The organism is Desulfovibrio sp. SGI.102 (assembly GCF_050314315.1).
Lineage (GTDB): Bacteria > Desulfobacterota > Desulfovibrionia > Desulfovibrionales > Desulfovibrionaceae > Desulfovibrio.
This window is the reverse complement of the sequence record NZ_JBNPNC010000013.1, coordinates 1-19567: the sequence shown is the minus strand read 5'-3', so window position 1 is coordinate 19567 and position 19567 is coordinate 1. Positions and strand designations below refer to the sequence as shown.

At 62.7% G+C, this 19567-nt stretch carries 16 protein-coding genes; 2 read left to right on the top strand and 14 right to left on the bottom strand.

Annotated features, from left to right (window positions below):
* Nucleotides 1-161: 161 nt before the first annotated feature.
* The 14 genes from dsrP to ACQRCJ_RS04615 form a co-directional block, all read right to left on the bottom strand.
* The gene (gene dsrP / locus ACQRCJ_RS04680) at nucleotides 162-1328 is read right to left on the bottom strand and encodes a sulfate reduction electron transfer complex DsrMKJOP subunit DsrP (protein ID WP_006007720.1); all 1167 of its coding nucleotides are present in this window, start codon (nucleotides 1326-1328) and stop codon (nucleotides 162-164) included.
* Nucleotides 1329-1340: 12 nt separating this feature from the next.
* The gene (dsrO, locus tag ACQRCJ_RS04675; RefSeq protein ID WP_006007722.1) at nucleotides 1341-2123 is read right to left on the bottom strand and encodes a sulfate reduction electron transfer complex DsrMKJOP subunit DsrO; all 783 of its coding nucleotides are present in this window, start codon (nucleotides 2121-2123) and stop codon (nucleotides 1341-1343) included.
* Nucleotides 2123-2506: a sulfate reduction electron transfer complex DsrMKJOP subunit DsrJ gene (gene dsrJ / locus ACQRCJ_RS04670; protein WP_006007724.1), complete on the bottom strand. Its 384-nt coding sequence runs from the start codon at nucleotides 2504-2506 to the stop codon at nucleotides 2123-2125. Before dsrJ ends, dsrO begins: the two co-directional genes overlap by 1 nt.
* 4 nt (nucleotides 2507-2510) lie before the next feature.
* The gene (dsrK, locus tag ACQRCJ_RS04665) at nucleotides 2511-4136 is read right to left on the bottom strand and encodes a sulfate reduction electron transfer complex DsrMKJOP subunit DsrK (protein ID WP_204625787.1); all 1626 of its coding nucleotides are present in this window, start codon (nucleotides 4134-4136) and stop codon (nucleotides 2511-2513) included.
* Nucleotides 4137-4148: 12 nt separating this feature from the next.
* On the bottom strand, nucleotides 4149-5171 hold the full coding sequence (dsrM, locus tag ACQRCJ_RS04660; protein ID WP_168934931.1) for a sulfate reduction electron transfer complex DsrMKJOP subunit DsrM: 1023 nt from the start codon (nucleotides 5169-5171) through the stop codon (nucleotides 4149-4151).
* 23 nt (nucleotides 5172-5194) lie between these two features.
* On the bottom strand, nucleotides 5195-5722 hold the full coding sequence (locus tag ACQRCJ_RS04655; protein WP_168934932.1) for an RsbRD N-terminal domain-containing protein: 528 nt from the start codon (nucleotides 5720-5722) through the stop codon (nucleotides 5195-5197).
* 87 nt (nucleotides 5723-5809) lie between these two features.
* Nucleotides 5810-6787, bottom strand: coding sequence for a hypothetical protein (locus ACQRCJ_RS04650; RefSeq protein ID WP_303931001.1), 978 nt, complete (start codon nucleotides 6785-6787; stop codon nucleotides 5810-5812).
* A 469-nt stretch (nucleotides 6788-7256) separates the two neighbouring features.
* Nucleotides 7257-8528 (bottom strand): sulfate adenylyltransferase, encoded by a 1272-nt coding sequence (gene sat, locus ACQRCJ_RS04645; protein ID WP_168934934.1) that lies wholly within the window; start codon nucleotides 8526-8528, stop codon nucleotides 7257-7259.
* Nucleotides 8529-9036: 508 nt separating this feature from the next.
* Nucleotides 9037-10398, bottom strand: a complete 1362-nt coding sequence (locus ACQRCJ_RS04640; RefSeq protein ID WP_427799413.1) for a cytochrome c peroxidase — start codon at nucleotides 10396-10398, stop codon at nucleotides 9037-9039.
* Nucleotides 10399-10779: 381 nt separating this feature from the next.
* Nucleotides 10780-11304, bottom strand: coding sequence for a single-stranded DNA-binding protein (locus ACQRCJ_RS04635; RefSeq protein WP_006007739.1), 525 nt, complete (start codon nucleotides 11302-11304; stop codon nucleotides 10780-10782).
* 37 nt (nucleotides 11305-11341) lie between these two features.
* A complete protein-coding gene (locus ACQRCJ_RS04630) occupies nucleotides 11342-12127 on the bottom strand; it encodes a hypothetical protein (RefSeq protein ID WP_168934936.1) in 786 nt (261 codons plus the stop codon).
* A gap of 6 nt (nucleotides 12128-12133) precedes the next feature.
* Complete coding sequence (locus ACQRCJ_RS04625; protein WP_204625792.1) at nucleotides 12134-12784, bottom strand: biotin attachment protein; 651 nt, start codon at nucleotides 12782-12784, stop codon at nucleotides 12134-12136.
* A 93-nt stretch (nucleotides 12785-12877) separates the two neighbouring features.
* Entirely contained in the window at nucleotides 12878-15121 is a 2244-nt protein-coding gene (locus ACQRCJ_RS04620) for a carboxyl transferase domain-containing protein (protein WP_168934938.1), read from the bottom strand.
* A gap of 55 nt (nucleotides 15122-15176) precedes the next feature.
* Nucleotides 15177-16616, bottom strand: coding sequence for a biotin carboxylase N-terminal domain-containing protein (locus ACQRCJ_RS04615; RefSeq protein WP_006007747.1), 1440 nt, complete (start codon nucleotides 16614-16616; stop codon nucleotides 15177-15179).
* Nucleotides 16617-16757: 141 nt separating this feature from the next.
* Here ACQRCJ_RS04615 and ACQRCJ_RS04610 point away from each other — a divergent pair, with 141 nt between their 5' ends.
* Nucleotides 16758-17588 carry a purine-nucleoside phosphorylase gene (locus ACQRCJ_RS04610; RefSeq protein WP_168934939.1) on the top strand — a complete coding sequence of 277 codons (831 nt, stop codon included), beginning with the start codon at nucleotides 16758-16760 and terminating at the stop codon, nucleotides 17586-17588.
* Nucleotides 17589-17654: 66 nt separating this feature from the next.
* Entirely contained in the window at nucleotides 17655-19484 is a 1830-nt protein-coding gene (gene typA, locus ACQRCJ_RS04605; RefSeq protein WP_168934940.1) for a translational GTPase TypA, read from the top strand.
* The last annotated feature ends 83 nt before the right edge of the window (nucleotides 19485-19567 follow it).

The following is a 19567-nucleotide window of genomic DNA, read 5'->3' as shown; positions in this document are numbered from 1 at the left end:
TTCAGGGGAGCGGGCAGACCCGTGAGAGGCATGGCCGCCGTCCGGCGGGGTGGCCGTGCTGTCCTTTCAGGTAAGGGGGGCGGCCTCGCTCATGCGGAGGCCCCGGGCAACAAAAAAGGCCCCGTGCGAACACGGGGCCTTTGGAGTGCGGGATCGTGAAACTAGTCGCTGAAGTGACCGGTTTCGCGCTTCACGCCCAGGGCGATCTTCCAGAGCAGGGAGAGCACCAGGGCGCCCACGGCGTACACGCCCAAGGCCACGATGATCTCACGGCCGGTGGGGGCGTATTCGGTGACGGTCTCAAACATGTTGGGAGTGAAACCACCGATGAGCAGGCCGAGGCCCTTGTCGATCCAGGAAGCGGCAACCAGCAGCACCAGAGCCAGGGGCAGCAGGGGGCCGGTACGCCACTGCGGCGGGATCAGGATGATCAGGGAAGCGGCGGCCATGACCACAGCGGCCCACATCCAGTTGGTCACCCAGGAAACGTGGCCTTCATGACCAGCGAACAGGAAGACCAGGGGATGCTGATGACCGGGGATGCCACTGTAGAACGCGGTGAAGACTTCCAGCAGGTAGAAGAACACGTTGATGCACATGGCATAGGTGATGATGGTCGTCAGGGTCTTGATGGCGTCGCGGCCGGGATCGAAGCCGGTGAGGCGGCGCACGATGAAGATCAGCAGCAGCAGGATGGCGGGACCGGAGCAGAACGCCGAGGACAGGAAGCGGGCGGCCATGATGGCGGTCAGCCAGTAATGGCGGCCGGGGATGCCGGCGTACAGGAAGGCGGTCACGGTGTGGATGGAGAAGGCCCACAGGATCGAGAGGTAGATCAGGGGCTTGATCCACTTGGGCGGTTCCACGTCATGGCGCTCGGCTTCCAGGGTGACCCAGCCGATGACGGCGTTGAGGGTCAGGTAGCCGATGAGCACGATCATGTCATAGAACATGACCGAATTGGGCGTGGGATGCAGCAGCACGTTCATCATGCGCTGGGGCTGGCCCAGGTCCACCACGATGAAGAGGGCGCACATGACCACGGCCGAGATGGCCATGAATTCACCGAAGATGATCATGCGCTTGAACTTCTTGTAGTGGTGGAAGTAGGCGGGCAGCACCAGCATAACGGCGGAAGCGGCCACACCCACAAGATAGGTGAACTGCGAGATGTAGAGGCCCCACGAGACATCGCGGCTCATGCCGGTGATGGAGAGGCCTTCCTGCAGCTGCTGCAGGTAGACCAGGCCGCAACCGGCGATGACTGCGAGCAGGAAGAGCAGCCACAGGTAGTAGGTCTTGGGACCGGTAAGCAATTTTTCAAGCATGGCCTGTTCTCCCTAGATGAGGTAGTAAACGCCGGGCTGGGTGCCCAGATTGGGCTTGCGGCGAATGCTGTAGTTGGAGGCGAGGGCCTTGCACACATCGGACTTGGGATCGTTGAGATCGCCGAAGAGGATGCGGCCGCCGGCAGCTTCCACGCAGGCGGGCATCTGGCCCACGGCCAGGCGCTCGGCGCAGAAGGTGCATTTTTCCACCACACCGATCATGCGGGTGGGGTAGGCGGGGTTCGGCACGGGATCGCTCAGGTACTTGCGGGGATCCACAAAGTTGAAGGAGCGGGCGCCGAAGGGACAGCCGGCCATGCAGAAACGGCAGCCGATGCAGCGATGGTAGTCCATGGCGATGATGCCGTCTTCCATCTGATAGGTGGCCTGGGTGGGGCACACGCGCACGCACGGCGGGTTGGTGCAGTGGTTGCACAGCAGGGGATAGCTGGCATCCTTCACACGGGAGGTCAGGTGTTCGTTCAGGTCGTCGGGGAAGGCGTGGTCGAACTTTTCGAGCCACATCCACTTGATGTCCTGATGGCCTTCCATGGTGGGCACGTTGTGGGCCTTGTGGCAGGCTTCGATGATGGGAGCGTATTCCTTGGCGTTCTTGAAGGCGCGGGTGTCGATGACCATGGCCCAGCGCTTGGCCTTCAGGGCCTTGGCGTTGGGTTCATAGGAGCCGATGCGCGCACCGGCCTGGGCAGAGCCGGCCATGGTGGCCAGGCCGCTGCTCAGGGCAAAGACCGAGAGGCCCGCCACCTTCAGAAAGGATCTTCTGCTTTTGTTCATTACTTGTTCCCCTTGGGAAGAATGTGGCAGGTCCAGCAGTAAGGATCGACGCTGTTGGACACGTGGCACTTGTCGCAGAACTCTTCGTAGTTGCTGTGGCACTTCAGGCAGGTGTTCTGCAGGCTGATGGTCCACTTTTTGCCGGTGGACGACACATAGGTGCGGTTCTCATAGCGCAGGGCCTGATCGCGCCATTCGTTGAGCAGGTACATGTGCTCGGCGCGCATGAACTCGACGGGTTCCACGCATTCCTTTTCATTCTGGGGCAGGACGATGGCAGGACGCTTGTAGTCCTTGGTACCGCCGAAGTTGGCCCAGAAGGGGGTGGAGAACAGGACCGCGAAAACGAGGATCCCGAGAATGACAGCTTTGGCGTTGTACATGTTGTTATTCCTCCTCGGCCTCGGCGGTCACATTGGGCAGGTCTTCCTGACGCAGGTCCATGGTGCGCTTGCATTCGCCCTTCATGACCAGGGCATTGGCCACCAGTTCGTGCACGCCGCTCACGGTCACGCCGGGGGCCCAGTAGTCGGCCAGGGGCGGCAGGGTGGCGCGGTCGATGGCGCAGACGCAGGCCATGTGGTTGACGCCGTACTTTTCCTGCACATAGCGCAGGGCGTTGCCACGAGGCATACCGGAACGCATGCGCAGTTCCATGATTTCTTCGGTGTTCAGACCGGAACCGGCGCCGCAGCAGAAGGTCTGCTCACGGATGGTGTTCTCGGGCATTTCCACGAAGTTGTTGCACACGGCCTTGAGCACGTAACGGGGTTCTTCCAGCAGACCCATACCGCGAGCGGGGTTACAGGAGTCGTGGAAGGTGGTGATGATATGGTCGTTACGGCTGGGATCCAGGTTCAGCTTGTTGTGCTTGATCAGGTCGGCCGTGAACTCGGTGATGTGCACCATCTTGGTGGCAGCCGCGTTGGTGAACTTGGTGCCGGTGATGGGGGAGGTGGGCACATCCATCATGCAGGACGGGGCCGGGCCGTTGTAGGTGGCCATGTACTGGTTGATGACGCGCCACATGTGGCCGCATTCGCCACCCAGGATCCACTTGGCGCCCAGACGTTCGGCTTCGGCGTACATCTTGGCGTTGAGCTTCTTGGCCATGTTGAAGGTGGTGAAGGAACCGAAGTTGCCGCCTTCAGAGGCATAGGTGGAGAAGGTGTAGTCCAGATCCAGTTCGTGGAACAGCATCAGGTAGCCCATGAAGGTGTAGATGCCGGGGTCCGCGAACACGTCGCCGGAAGGCGTGATGAACAGGATCTCGTGGCCCTTTTCGTTGAAGGGGGTCTTGGGACGGATGCCGGTGATGGTTTCGCAGTCATCGGCCAGCATTTCCACGATTTCCACGAAGGAGTGGGGCTGGATGCCCAGGTGGTTGCCCGTGAAGGAGCAGTTTTTCACCGGGTCCATGATCCAGTGGATGCCCAGGCCCACTTCGTGCAGCAGTTCACGCACGATGGCCGTGATCTCGGCGGTGTCGATGCCGTAGGGGCAGAACAGGGAGCAGCGGCGGCATTCGGTGCACTGGTAGGCGTAGTAGAAGAGTTCCTTCACCACTTCCTTGTCCCAGCTGCGGGCGCCGGCGCGCTTGCCGAGGATCTTGCCCAGCTTGGTGTAGTCGCGGCGGTACAGGGAGCGCAGCAGCTCGGCACGCAGCACGGGCATGTTCTTGGGGTCGTTGGTGCCCAGGAAGAAGTGGCACTTGTCGGCGCAGGCGCCGCAGCGCACACAGATGTCCATGAACAGCTTGAGGGAGCGGTGCTTCTGCAGGCGTTCCTCAAAGGCGTCACAGAGGATCTGTTCCCAGTTTTCGGGCAGGTTCCAGTCTTCGGCCGCCGGATCCCAATCGTGGGGATTGGGCATGTGCAGCAGCTCCATGGTTTCCTTCTTGGCCGGATAGCAGAAGCTGCCCGGCGCAAACTGGGGCTTGATGTCCAGCCAGGGTTCCGAGGGAAACTCGGGACGGCTGGCGATGAGTTCTTGTGGCGTAGGTAATTTAGCCATGATGTCAGCTCCTTACTCGGCGGCCTTGGAAGAGGGCTGCTTTTCCAGCGGCAGGCCGGCTTCGGCCATGGCATCGCGGTAAACGTCCTCATATTCGGCATAGGTGAAGTACTGCTTGGGCGGGTTCCAGGGGTTCACGTGGCGCACTTCGCGGGTGTTGGTGGGAAGGTTGCGCGTGGGGCTGAAGAACACGCCAGGCATGTGCATGAGCTTGGAGAAGGGGAAGTACAGCAGCAGCACGCTGACAAAGGCCAGATGCATGAAGAAGAGCGGGCTGATGCCGTCGGGGGCCACGGGCGAGAAGTGCACCAGACCCATGATGAAGACCTTGACCTGGGCGATGTCGGTCTTATCGAAGTAGCGCATGCAGATACCGCTCAGAACGACGCCCAGGATGAGGAACAGGGGGAAGTAGTCGTTCATCAGGGAGATGTAACGCAGACGCTGGTTGAACAGACGACGGGCCAGCAGGAAGAGCACGGCCACCAGCAGCAGGCCACCGGTCCAGAAGAAGCGGGGGGCGCCGATCTGCATGATGCCGTCGATGCTTTCCATGAAGGTCAGCCAGCCGGGCACCGGATCCATGAAGAAACGGAAGTGGCGGATGAAGACCAGCAGGAAGCAGTAATGGAACAGCAGGGCGAAGAACCACAACCACTTGGAGGAGTAGTAGATGGTGCGGGGGCCCTTGGTCACAGGGTCGAATTCACGCACGTCGGCCGCGGTGTTGCGGAACAGCGAACGGAAGAAGCAGACTTCCAGGAACATGCGGACGACCACACCGAACTTGGTGTTGGGGCAGTCCCACTTTTCATGTTTGATGAAGTCCAGCGACTTTTCCTGCCCCCCGGTCGTGGGGATGCTGAAAGGCACGGGCGATTTGGCCCAGTAAACCATGCGCCAGATGACGCCCAGGAAGAAGGTGACTACCGCCACATAGGGCAAAACCACGCCGAACAGGTACGACAGACCAATGGCCGAACCTGCCCAGGCAATGGCCCCGATGAGCGCCACCACCAGCAATGATGCGAACATTCCCTACCTCGCTTCGAAGAGTGTTAGCTTTTGCCCGAAACCGGGCTGCCATCCACCGATTGCGCCCAGCGCACCAGCTGGGCATGCTGATTGCGTATTTCGGCGATGCGCGTTTCCGCCAGGGTCTCGCGCGCGGCCGAATACAAATCGAAGGCCAGCAGCGTGACGCTGTCCAGCCGAGATTCCGCGTCCAGATACTCCGCCAGATCTTCCTTCTCCCGGCACAGGGGAAGGATGTGTTCGCGCAGCAGGGGCTTCATGAGGAAGAAGACCCCCAGGCCCTGACTGGGCGTATACTGCTGCACGGCACGCAGCCGCACGAAGCGGTCCAGGGCGTGCTTGATCTTTTGCGGCGTCACATGTTCGCCGGCGATCACGTCGTAGATGAGGCCGGCGGCTTCCTTGGTCATATCCCCCACCGGATTGGTGAAAGGATCGTTCTTTGTGCGCAAAAAGCCAGTCGTTTGAAGGGGATAGGTCGAATAGACCGCATTGATCCACCCCTCGACGATGACAGCGCGCTGCTCACGGAAAATTTTTTGTACGTTCATGGCAGTACTTTGGCAAAAGGGTAAACGGGCATTCCTATAAAGTGCCCGGCTTTTCTCGTCAAGTTTTTCATCGTCCGGCGACGGCGGCTACGGGCAGGGCGCAGGGCCGCCGCACTGTCCGGCCACCTGGGGCTCCAGGGGCAGGACGGCGTCCGGGAACGTCTGGCCACCGGCCGGTGAAAATTCGATGACCGGCTCCTGTGCACGGGCAGGGGCCGGAGGCTGGGCCTTTTTTTTGAGCATGGCCGGCAGGCCGTGATACTCGAAAAACGGTACCGTACGGGAACCGGCATTGAAAATATGGGCCCGGTTGCGCTGCAGGCGCAGGCGCAGGCCCCACTGCCCCGGATGCAGGAACGCCCAGGGGCCCGGCTCCTCCACGTTCTGGCAGGCGGCCACGGCTTCCTTGAGGGTCTTGCCTTCTTCCAGCAGGAGCAGCATGCGCTCCACGCGGGCCACATCGGCATCGTTCTCCGCCACCGGACAGAAAGCAACGTCCACGCTGCCCGACAGGATGCCGATGCCTTCGCGGCAGGCCGAGCAGGACGGCGAGAAGAACATGCGCACCGTGGCCTGGTCGGAGTTCTCGCTGATGCTCCAGACCTCGCCCTGCATGCGCACTACCTGGCCCGCATTGACCACGAACAGCACCAGCCAGGCGCAAAGCAGGAGCGAACGTTCCTGCGGGCGTCTGTCGTCCCGGTGCAGCGCACGGCGGAAGAGCCAGTAGGTCAGGGCAAAAAAACAGGCCACTACCAGGCAGCTGACACAGGGGGAGGTCAGCGCCATGAGCAGCAGCAGACAAATATCGCCCAGCAGGGTCAGTCCCGCCAGGAAGTGCCCCGCCGGGACAGCGCCCAGCAGCGCAAGGCAGGCCAGCACGCCAAAAGCGGCCGTGCCGATCCACCACATGGAGAGACCGCCGATGACAAGGTCCTGGTACAGAGAGCAGCCCGCAGTGACGCAAAAGGCCACTTCGTTGCCCAATGCCGTCCAGATGCAGAAGAGCATACCCAGAAGGGCGGCCGCCAGTGCGCCGCCGGAGATGCCGTAGTCCTGTTTCATGGCTCTCCTTGGTAAAGGAACTACGTCCGGCAGATGCAGACGCACACCCTGTATACTCCATAATCCCGGACAGGTAAAGGCATCTTGTCATGCCTGCCGGGAGTTGCGTTGTGTAATATGGCCATGATCTGGGCAAAGGGAAAAAATGGCTGTCTTGTTTCGGAAACAAACAGAGCTGACAAGGATATCCTTATGTAAGGAAAAGAGGAAAAAAGAAAAATTTTTTTCCATTGCTGAGCAAGAGAGCCAAGTTGCAGTCATGACGCTTTCCTAAAAAAAGAACTGCATCATGGTGCGGGCGGCCTTCCTCGCAAGTCTTGCCTGATAAAGAACGGCCGTTGCATGAGGGAACATTGTGATTCCGTGCACGATGCCGGAAATACGAAAAGGCGGGCAGGCAGGGCAAAAAAAGGGGCGCCCCCGAAGGGGCGCCCGCTATCAGGATTTCGCTGGGAAAACCCGGCGATGCTTACATGGTGGAACCGGAAGCAGCGCGCTGCATCTTGATTTCGACCTTTTCGGTCAGGCCGGAGTAGTATTCGCGCAGGATGGCGAGCACTTCTTCACGACCGAAATGATCCGGCACTTCAGCGCCTTCGGACAGCATCTTACGCAGCTTGGTACCGGACAGGATGACGCGGTCTTCCTTGCTGTGGGGGCAGGTACGCATGGAGGCCATGCCGTCGCACTTCTTGCAGTAGAAGGTCCAGTCGATCTTCATGGGTTCGCAGAGCAGGCGCTTGCCTTCTTCGGCGGGAGTGGGGATCTTGTCGAAGATTTCCTGGGCTTCGAACATGCCGTAGAAGTCGCCCACACCGGCGTGGTCGCGGCCCACCAGCTGACGGTTGATACCGTAGTTCTGGCGGAAGGTGGCGTGCAGCAGGGCTTCACGAGGACCGGCGTAACGCATGTCCAGAGGATAGCCGGCCTGGATCACATGCTCGGGCACGAAGTACTTCTGCACCAGGGTGTCGATGCATTTCACGCGGACTTCGGCCGGGATGTCACCGGGTTTCAGGGCGCCCACCAGGGAGTGGATCACAACGCCGTCGCACACTTCCACGCCCAGCTTGGCCAGGTATTCGTGAGAGCGGTGCATGGGGTTACGCAGCTGCAGGGCGGCCACGTTCTTCCAGCCGCGTTCGTCCATCTTGGCACGCAGCTGAGCGGGGGTCATGTACACGCCGGGGAACTTTTCGGGGAATTCGCCCTGGGACAGGACTTTCACGGGGCCGCCGATGTTGTATTCTTTCTGGCCCAGGACCATCTTCACGCCGGGATGGTCATTGGGGGCCACTTCCCAGAACTTTTCGGAGTCAGGACCGCAGCCCTTGAACACCAGTTCGCATTCCCACTTCTTGTCGGCTTCGGTCATTTCGTAGATGTCTTCCACCTTCATGGTGGCCATCACCTGACCCTTGCGGACCAGGGCGACTTCTTCGCCGACCTTCAGGGCCTTGGCGTCGTCAGCGGACACGTCCAGGGTCACCGGCACGGGCCAGAAGGTACCGTCGGACAGCAGCATCTTTTCGCACACGCTCTTCCAGTCGGCCTTGTTCATGAAGCCGTTCAGGGGAGAGAAGCCACCGATGCCCATCATGATCAGGTCGCCCTTGGCGCGAGAGGAGATCTCAATCTGCTTCAGGCCGGCAGCCTTTTTCAGTTCTTCTTCCAACGCCGCGCCTTCCAGAAGACAACACACCAGGCCCTTGCCGCCATGAGGGGGTACCAGTTTGGACATTGAGAAATCCTCCATTTGATTTGTTGCTATACCGTTGCGCAAGTGGCGCATCCGTAACGTCTCTTTGTGAGTTACATCTTGTGAATAATCTAACAAAAAGTCAACCACCTTTCCGAATTTTTCACGGAAACGACACGAAAAAGACGTAGCGGAAAACGGCTATCACATTGATTTACAACACAAAGAGTGCGAGAAAAATTTTATTGTGAAAATTGACGCGCACTCGGGCCCCATACCGTCCCGGCTGGCAGATCCCGGCACGATCATGGCCGGGGCTCCTGCCGGAGTTTGGGAGGAACATAGCATGGCCGCCAAAGCATGAAAAGGGGGCCTGCGGGCCTGCTGCTGTATCCTTTTCCCAGCCGTGCGGAAAACAAGGACAAATTCTTGCTGCCTCGTGCGCCCGCACACGGGGCGGGCGCCGTCCCGCCCCGCCGGACGCAAAAAAGGCCCGGCACCACAAAGTGCCGGGCCGGGGATGCTGCGGGTCGTATCCGGTCAGGTCAGTTTAGCGGGCCACGGCCTCGCCCTGCACGGGACGGCCTTCATGCTGGCCGGTCAGGGTGCGCAGGAAGCCCACGATGAGGGCGCGGTCCTTCTGGGGCACGTCTAGGCCGGAGCAGTAGATGCCCATGATGCGCACGGCTTCGTCCAGAGTGGTCACGGTGCCGTCGTGCAGATAGGGATGGGTCAGCTCCACGTTGCGCAGGTTGGGCACCTTGAAGCGGTGCATGTCCTCTTCCTTGCCGCTGGAGTTGAAGCGGCCCTTGTCGGAACCCAGGGGCTTGCCGCCGCGGTCGGCGAAGTAGTCCTTCTTGAGGTCCAGATATTCGTAGGACTGGCCGCCCATGCTCTTGCCCACGTGGCAGGAGGCGCAGCGGTAGGCCTTGAAGCGCTCGTAGCCTTCCACTTCGGCGGCGGTCAGGGCGCTCTTGTCGCCGCGCAGCCAGCGGTCGAAGCGGCTGTCGGGCGAGATGAGGGTCTTTTCGTATTCGGCGATGGCGTTCGTGATGTTCTTGCCGGACCAGCCGTCAGGATAGACGGCGCGGAACTTGGCGGTCAGTTCGGCATCGGCGGCCAGACGGGCCACGATCTCGTCCCAGTCCTTGCTGCCCATCTCGATGGGGTTCAGCGGCGGGCCACCGGCCTGTTCCTGCAGGTCGGCAGCGCGGCCGTCCCAGAACTGCACGAAGTTGAACACGGCATTGAAGGTGGTGGGGGCGTTCACATCGCCCAGCTGCTTGCGGATGCCTTCGGAGAAGCGGGCGTTGTCCGTGCCGGCCTTGTCCATGGCATGGCAGGTGGCGCAGGCCACGGTGCTGTCGGCGGAGAGGCGGGCATCGTTGAACAGGGTCTTGCCCAGGGCCACCTTGGCCTCGTCCACGGGCAGACGGTGGGGGATGGGCTGGATGGGCTCGTTGGCATGCTCGGGAGCGGCGTCCGTGGCGTAGTGGGCCTTGCGGGTCTGGGCCACCCAGGTCAGGATGTCCTTCTTGTCCTGGTCGGACAGGCGGCTGCCCCAGTGCACCACGGCGAACTTGGCGGGCGGCATGGTGTCATTGAGGATGACCCATTCCATCTTGGCCAGCACGGTCTCGCCCACGGGGCGATCCTTGCGCTGCACCAGCTCCTGGTTGAGATCCATGGCGCGGATGCCGTCCCTGTAGTCTTTTTCGATGATGGCGCTGATGCCGGGGACCTTGGCATAGAACGGCAGGTCATAGCCGCGGGAGTGACAGGCCATGCACTTGTCCTGCACGATGCCAGAGACACTGGCGAACTTGTGCTTCACATCGTCCAGCCCCTGCGCCATGGCAGGGGTACAGGCCAGCAGCACGAGGGCCGCGGAAGCCAGCAGTTTTTCCTTCATATCGTCCTCCTTGGGGGGCGATGCCGGGTCGGCATCACGGGTTTTGCCGGTGGCAGCAGGGCTTTTTTTCACAAGTATTGCCGGAAGTCAACAGGAATTTTTACTATTAGATGGATAAGTTGTTATTTTCTGCATATTTTTTATGAAAGATTTTTGACTGTTCGTGCTGATGGATAATTATTCCAATTAGATAACTAATATTTTGCCATGGCCGTCTGCCCCGCCTGTCCCGCGTGCTCCGGAAAGGCCGCCTGCAGGGGATCCCGGCAAAAAAAGGGGGGAACAGGGGCTGTCCGGGCCTGGCGGTCGCCGGACACAAAAAAAGCAGGGCGCTCCCCGTGAGGAACGCCCTGCCATATGCTCCAGATGCGGCATCCGTGCCTAGAAGGGCACTTCGTCCATGTTGGAAGCTTCGGAGGGGAAGGCGGGACCCAGATCGTCGTCGCGCTGCTGGGGCGCGGGACGGCGCGGGGCCTGGCGCTGGCCGCCGCCCATGTTGCCGCCGCGGGGAGCGCGGGGAGCGGGCGCAGGCGCACCATAGTCGTCTTCATAGCCGCCCATGTCGGCACGGGGGCCATCGCTGCGGCGATCCAGGAACTGGACGCGCTGGGCCTTGATCTCGGTGGTATAGCGGTCCTGGCCGTTCTGGTCCTGCCACTTGCGGGTCTGCAGGCTGCCTTCCACGTAGACGAGGCTGCCCTTGGTCAGGAAGTTGGCGCAGTTCTCGGCCTGACGCTGGAACACGGACACACGGTGCCATTCGGTACGTTCCACCTTGTTGCCGTCACGGTCCATGTAGGATTCGTCGGTGGCCACATTGAGGGTGGCCACAGGGGAACCGCTCTGGGTGTAGCGCAGTTCGGGGTCGCGGCCGAGGCGACCGATGATCATGACTTTGTTCAGCATAGATTCTGTTCCTCGAACGGTTGTTCGTTGTACCGTCTCAGCGCAGGCCGAAAAGGCGCCGGAAGAAGGACGGTTTTTTGCGTTTGGGGCCGGAGCCTGCGGCAAGCAGGCTGTCTTCCATTTCGGTCAGGGCGTCTTCCAGGGCCTCGCTGGCGCGATGGGCGGCCCGGGGGGCATTGGCACGCAGGGCCGCATCCAGGCTGCTGCGCTGCGTAAGGGCATCGGCCAGAGCCTGTTTGAAGGGGGCCTGCTGCTCGGGCCAGCGGTCCTCGGCCATGCCCCGTTCCAGACGGTCCAGCAGGTCGCGGACACCGGCGCCGCCCACACCGGCATGGCCGAACGCCAGGAGACTGAGCCCGGGCCAGCTTTTTTCCAGCAGGCCGGAGTTCCAGGTGACGTCCACGGTGGCGATGCGGGCCACGGGCGTGGTCAGCGGGGGCCGGATGGCGGACTGCGTGAGCGTGGCCTCCAGCGTGTCCAGCAGGGCGGCCAGGGCCTGGAGGCCCGCGGCGGCGTCTTCGGCCTGCCAGCTGCCCAGGGCGTCCTCGCAGTGACGCGTCAGGTCGCACAGGGGACGCAGACTGTCCAGCGTCAGGGGCGCCAGGTCGTCCACGTTGCGCATGGTCAGGCGGCTCAGGCATTGCGCCAGTTCCAGCAGGCAGGGCTCGGCCTGTGCTTCGGGCACGGCCAGCCAGGCCGCCACGTCCTCACCATAGGGACCGGCAGCCTTGCGGGCCAGGGCCAGCAGGGCGGGCCAGCGACGGGCCGTGAGCCCCTGGGGGCTGTCGGCGGCTTTCTGGCGGATCTGCAGTGCCTTGCCCATGACGGTCTAGCCCTTTTCCGTCCACTCGGTCTGGACGCGCATGATGACGTCCTGGATGACGGGCAGCTGGTCTTCGGGGCAGACGCCGATGAGGGGGGCGTCCGCATCCATGTTCTCGTTGTAGCTGAAGTAGACGGCGTAGATGACGCCCGTGGGGCCGCTGTAGTGCAGGGGCACCTCACGCTTCATGCGCGACATGATGAGCAGCTCCATGCCGTCGCGCACCACCACGGAGTGGGCGTCCGCGGCGCGGATCTTCTTGTCCACCTCGGGGGTGAAGTAATACTTGGCCCGCTCGGGCGCGCGGAACAGGTACAGGGCCTTCTTGAGGATCTGGTGTTCCACTTCGCTGCGGGTGAGCATGTGGCGGATGACCATCAGGGGCGTGCCGGCCTCCACGAACATGCCTTCGAGCTGGCTGTGGATTTTGCTGATGATGCCCTTTTCAGGCGAGCAGATGGGTTTGGGGTTGCGTTCGCGTTCCAGGGTGGCCAGGCGGGTGCCGGGCTTTTCCTTCCACTGGCCCTGGGGGCCGAGGACCTCGTCGCCTTCCTTGATGTCGGCGAAAGTTACCACGCCGGTGTGGGGCGTACGGATGACGATCTCGCGGTAGGGGGAGGCTTTTATCTCATCCAGCAATGCGGAAATGTTGATCATGTGGTTTTCCCGCTTTTTCGTTTGTCTTGGGTGGGGCCGCACCGTCAAGGGCGGCGAAAGGCGGGGCGGAAAGTCCGCCCCGCCGTCTGCTTGCTAACGGTAGTACAGGTTGCGGCCGCCCATGGTGAGCAGCGCCTGCTTGAGGTTGGCACGGATCTGGCGGCGGTCCCAGATGCCCTGGATATGGCCGCGGGACAGGGCCCGGTAGGAGCGGTGATACTTGGGCGGGATGTCCATGCCCGTGGTCTCCTTGATGACGCCGGGGCCGGCAAAGCCGATGTTGGAGGAGCGCACCGCGAACTGGTAGGGAGCGCAACCCAGGAAGCTGGCCACGGGACCGGCGAAGGAGTTGGTATCGTACAGCACCAGGTACAGGCCGCCGGACTCGATGTAGCGGCGCACGGCCACGGTGCAGCGGGGCATCTGGATGACGCCGTGGGTGCCTTCCTGGATGCGGATGCCGGCGGTGCCGTGCACATAGGCCAGGAAGGGATAGCGCTTCTTGGCGGCGCGGGCGGCGGCCTCCACGAACTTGTAGCCTTCGGCCGCGCCGAAGGAACCGCCGCGGAAGGTGCCCATGAGCATGGCCACCACCAGCTTGGTGCCGTCGATGCGGGCCTCGAAGGTCATGCAGCCGCTGCGGCAGCCGGTCTTTTCCTGGGCGGCCTTGATGCGTTCCTCGAAGTTGGGGAAGTTCAGCGGGTTGCCGGCTTCGATCTCGCGGTTGAACTCAAAGACCGAGCCCTTGTCGAAGACGTTCTGCACGTACCATTCGGGCTCCATGGGGAAGTGGTAGCCGCAATGGCTGCACACGCCCGCGAACTCGGCGAACAGATCGGGGCCCCAGAGGTCGAGGCAGCCGTACGAGGCGCTGTTGGGGCAGGTGATGGTACGGTCGACCTTGTAGCGCGGCGACAGGTAGTTCCACTTGCTCACGCGGTTGTCGTCCACCCAGTTGGAAAGGGTGGTCAGTTCCTTGGCCGTGGCCTTCTTTTCCGCCGGGCTGGCGATGCGCTTCCAGGGGCTGAAGATGCGGCCCTTGAACACATCCCATTCGCTGCTCAGCTCTTCCATGATGTTGTGCAGCTTGCGCTGGTGACGGCGCACGAAGTCGTACTTGAAGTGCATCCAGGGCTTGGTCACCCAGTCGCGCAGGGCGGCGGCGTTCTTGGCCAGGAAGGGACGGTTGTCGATGGCGGCCGCGCGGGAGAGGCGCAGGAACTTCTGCTGGCGGCGTTCGCGCATGCGGTTCTTGGCCGCGCCGGACATGCCCCAGCGCACATACATCTCGTCCAGGTTGGCTTCGGGGTTGCGCAGGCGCGCCAGGGCCAGGCCGCGGACCATGGGCGGCTTGGTGTTGGTGATGACCACCTCGTCGGTGGCGCGCAGCACTTCCTGCCGCAGGGAGCGGAAGAAGTCGAAGTGGTGCGGGCGGGCGCCCAGGGCGGGTTCCTGCACCACGCTGTCGATGTAGCCGAAGGAGAGGTTGTCCTGCGCGGTGATGTGCAGGTTCTGGGCGCAATGCTCGATGAGCTCGGGCGCGGCGCGCTGGCCGGCCTTGAGGCGACCTTCGATGGCGGCCCCGCCTTCGGGCGAGATGACCGAGTAGTAGCCGTGGGAGAGCATGAGGCGCTTGTCGGCCAGGCCGATGGCCTCGGCGCCGCCGGAACCGCCCTCGGAGATGATGGAGATGACGGGCACGCGCAGACCGGCCATGGTGTAGATGTTGCGGGCGATCTGCTGGGCCGCGCCGGGGTAGTCCTCGATGGGGTAGGAACCGGGCGTGAAGATGTAGCAGTGGATGGGGATGCCTTCGGTCTCGGCCACGCGCATGTACTGCAGGGCCTTGGCATTGCCCCAGGGCTTCACGGAGCCGCCGTTGCGGAACTCGGCGCCGTGGCCCTTTTCCTGGCCGATGACCATGACGGACTGGGTGTGCATCTTCTTGCCGCGGCGGCGGGTGATGACCGCACGGGCGATGAGCATGCTGGGGTCGAGGCTGTGCTCGTCCTGGCCGCCCACTTCGGTGAAGTTGTCGTAGACGTTCTCCAGGATGTCACGCAGGCAGATGCGCTGGGGATGGCGCACGATGCGCACGCGGTCCATGGGCGTGATGAGCTTTTCCAGGCGTTTTTCCACAAAGACGAAAAGGTCTTCCAGGGAAACGATCTCGGTATGGGGATCCTCGACCTCGCCGTTGCGCACACGATTGGTGAACTCGGTCAGCTTCTCGTCCAGCAGGCGGATGCTGTCCTCGTGCTTGCCGGCGAAGATGTCGCGCGTATACGAGAGCCTGTCGTTCAGGCTTTGGATGCGTTTTTCGATAGTGTTGTCCATAATCTCTTGCGCCGTTTGACGTTGATGGAAGGGGACCGCCGGGGCGGCCCGTCAGCTAGAAGCGCAGGGTGCGGGCGGTGTTGGCCCGCAGGAAGTCCACGTTGGACTTGAGCGCTTCACCGGCGTTGTTCCGGCCTTCCAGGTGCAGGTTGTCCAGGAAGGAGACGCCGCGTTCCCGGGCCTCGGCCAGATCCTTGCCCCAGATGATGGCCAGGGCCAGGTTGGGGTCGAATTCGGTGGGGATCTCGTAAGGCGTGTCGGTGGGCACGTGGGTCAGCATGGTGAGCCAGGGCTCTTCCTTCCAGGCAAAGCGCTCGATACGGCCCACCCAGGGGGTGAAGCCGTGCTCGGGGTCTTCGGCGATGAGGCGGTATTCGATGCCCACGCCGTCGAAGGTCACGTCGTCCTGGGTGTAGCCCAGGGGCTCGCCCAGACCGATGCGGATCTGTTCGGCGATGAGGTCCACGGGGCCTTCGTGGTTGCGGATGCTGGAGATGCGGGCCGAGACGCCGTTCTCCACCTGGATGCGGGTGTTCACTTCCATGAGGAAGGGCTCGCCCTGGCGGGTGACGATCCATTCCCAGGTGCCCACGTTGTCATAGCCCACCTTGCGGGCCATGGTCAGGGAGTAGTGGACGATGTCCTGCAGCACCTTGGCGGCATCGAAGCTGTAGTCCATCTGGGCGGGCACGAAGCCGGGGGCCACTTCCACGCGCTTCTGCAGGCCGGTGGACTGGATGGAGCAGTTGCGGGTGCCGAAGTGCACGGGGTTCTTGCCGCTGCGGTCGGACACGATCTGGACTTCCAGGTGGTTGAAGTCCGTGATGCGCTGTTCGATGAGCACGCCCTCGTCCTTGAACTGGCGCAGGGCGTAGTTGCGGATGCGGCGGTACACGGAGCGGAAGTTGTCGATGTCGTACACTTCCTCGATGCCCATGCCGCCACCGCCGGCCGAAGCCTTGACCAGCACCAGCGGGCGCTTGATGCCCTGCTGCACCTGGAACTCGAACACGCTGCGGGCGATGCGCTCGGCTTCCATCTCGTCATAGATGGGGCGGTCGGAACCGGGAACGGTGGGCACGTCTAGGCTGCGGGCCAGACGTTTGGTGTTGATCTTGTCGCCCAGCTCGCGGATGATCTTCCACGAGGGGCCGATGAAGATCATCTTGCGGTCGCGCTTGGTCACGCGACGGGCAAAGCGGAAGTCCTCGGCGAAGAAGCCGTAACCGGGATGCACGGCCGTGCAGCCGGCCTGGTCGGCCACGGACATCAGTTCGTTGGCGTCATGATAGGAAGAAACACGGAACAGGCTGCGTTCGCCGCCGTTCTCGCGGGCGTAGCGCACATGGCCCGAAGCGGCGTCTTCGGCGGTAAAGATGGCGGTAAAGGCCACACCCAGCTTGCGGCAGGCCCGCATGATGCGTATGGCGATCTCGCCGCGGTTGGCGACGAGAACCTTGTGTTGTTGCAAAGAGTCTTTCTGGCTGGTCTCCAAGGCGGTCTCCTGAGGGCGGTGCTGTGCCGCTCTTGTGGAATGGGCGTCAGCACGCTATAAAGCGGTTCGCTTTTGCGACTGAAAAGCAAGAGCTACTACAGCATATCGGCTTGGTCTTCAATATCTGAGGGGGTCAATTCTATGCAAAACTGGGAAGAAGTCCAGCTTGCGGTGGCGGCGCTGCGCCAGCGTCTGGGGGCCGCGCTGCCCTCCCGGCCCGATGCGGCCATCATCCTGGGCACCGGTCTTTCGGGGCTCGTGGAACGCATGGAGGACACGGTCAGCGTGCCCTATGCCGACCTGCCGGGCTTCCCGGTGTCCACGGTGGCCTCCCATGCCGGGGCCTTCGTGCTGGGACGTCTGGGCGGCCGCACCGTGCTGGTGCAGCAGGGCCGCTGCCATCTGTACGAAGGCTTCGGGCCGGACAAGGTCTGCATGGGCGTGCGCGTCATGGCCGGGCTGGGCGCGGACACGCTTATCCTTACCAACGCGGCGGGCGCCCTGGACCCGCAGTTCGATGCGGGCGGGCTCATGTGCATCAGCGACCAGATCAACTTTACCGGCGTCTCTCCCCTGAGCGGGCCCAACCATGAGGCCTGGGGCGAGCGCTTCCCCGACATGAGCGCCATCTACGACGCCGGCCTGCGCGACCTGGCCTGCCGGTGCGCGCTCGAGCTGGGCATCCGGCTGGAGCGCGGCGTCTACATCGGCGTGCGCGGCCCGCAGATGGAGAGCCCCGCCGAGACCCGCATGTTCCGCCAGTGGGGCGCCGATGCCGTGGGCATGAGCTCCGTGCTGGAGGTCATCGCCGCCCGCCATATGGGCCTGCGCGTGCTGGGCATCTCCTGCCTCACCAACAAGAACCTGCCCGACTGCATGCGGCCCGCGCCGCTGGAAGAAGTCATCGCCGTGGCCGGCCGGGCCGGGAAGGACCTGGGCCGCCTTGTGGAAGCGGTGGTGACAAAGTTGTAAAAATCGCGTAAACCATGCGCCCCGGCAACGTTCCGGGGCGATTTTTTACCAGAGCGAGACAGAACTATGCAGCAGAATGACAAACTTCGTAACGTGGCTATCATCGCCCACGTTGACCACGGCAAAACGACCCTGGTGGACGCCCTTTTCCGTCAGAGCGGCGTGTTTCGAGCAGACCAGCAGGTCGATGACCGCGTCATGGACAGCATGGATCTGGAACGCGAACGCGGCATCACCATCGCGGCCAAGAACTGCGCCGTGCACTGGAACGGCGTGAAGATCAACATCATCGACACCCCCGGTCACGCCGACTTTGGCGGTGAAGTGGAACGTTCGCTCTCCATGGCCAGCGGCGCCATCCTGCTGGTGGACGCCTCCGAAGGCCCGCTGCCCCAGACCCGTTTCGTACTGCGCAAGACCCTGGAAGCCGGTCTGCCCGTGGTCGTGGTCATCAACAAGATCGACCGCAAGGACGCCCGTCCCGATGAAGTGCTCAACGAGGTCTACGACCTGTTCATCGATCTGGACGCCAGCGACGAGCAGCTGGAATTCCCCGTGCTCTACGCCATCGGCCGCGCCGGTGTGGCCATGCGCAACATCGACGACGAGCAGAAGGACCTGACCCCCCTGTTCGAGACCATCCTCGAAAAGATCCCCGGTCCCTCCTACGATCCCGAGCAGCCCTTCCAGATGCTGGTGGCCGACCTGGACTACTCCGATTACCTGGGCCGTCTGGCCGTGGGCCGCATCATGCACGGCAGCATCTACGCCAACGAGAGCCTGGCCTGCATCGGTGAAGACGGTCAGGCCCGCCCCCTGCGCGCCTCCAAGATCCAGGTCTATGAAGGCCTGCAGCTGGCCGAGGTGGACAAGGCCCAGCCCGGCGACATCGTGGTGGTGGCCGGCATCGAGGACGTGACCATCGGCGACACCATCTGCACCCGCGAGAACCCCCGCGCCCTGCCGCGCATCCGCGTGGACGAGCCCACCGTGGCCATGCGCTTCGGCATCAACACCTCGCCCCTGGCCGGCCGTGAAGGCAAGCTGGTGCAGAGCCGCATGATCCGCGACCGCCTGAACCGCGAATGCCTGCGCAACGTGGCCGTGCGCGTGGAAGACACCACCGACAAGGACGCCTTCCTGGTCAAGGGCCGCGGCGAGTTCCAGATGGCCATCCTCATCGAGACCATGCGCCGCGAAGGCTTCGAGCTTTCCGTGGGCCGTCCCGAGGTCATCCTCAAGAAGGACGAGAACGGCAAGACCCTGGAGCCCATCGAGCACCTGTATGTGGACTGCGACGAGGTCTTCATGGGCGTGGTCACCGACAAGATCAACCAGCGCAAGGGCCGCATGCTCAACTGCACCAACAACGGTACCGGCCGCGTGCGTCTGGAGTTCTCCGTGCCTTCCCGCGGCCTCATCGGCTACCGCGACGAGTTCCTCACCGATACCAAGGGCACCGGCATCATGAACTCCTATCTGGAAGGCTACGAAGAATGGCGCGGCGACTTCCCCACCCGCTATTCCGGTTCCATCGTGGCCGACCGTCCCGGCAATGCCGTGGCCTACGCCCTGTTCAACCTGGAGCCCCGCGGCACCCTGTTCGTGGAGCCCGGCGATCCGGTCTACGAGGGCATGATCGTGGGCGAGCACAACCGTGACAACGACATCGACGTCAACGCCACCAAGGAAAAGAAGCTCACCAACCTGCGCGCCGCCGGCAAGGACGAGAACGTCATCCTCACCCCCGTGAAGAAGATGACCCTGGAACACGCCCTGCACTTCGTGCGTGAGGACGAACTGGTGGAAGTGACCCCCGTGTCCCTGCGCCTGCGCAAGGTGGAACTCTCCGCCCAGAAGCGCTACCAGATGGCCGGGGCCAAGAAGAAGGCCTAGGTCTCCTTATCCCGGATAGAGGAAGGGCCGGCGGACATGTTCGCATGTCTGCCGGCCCTTTTTTCTTTTTCAGGCGGACAGGC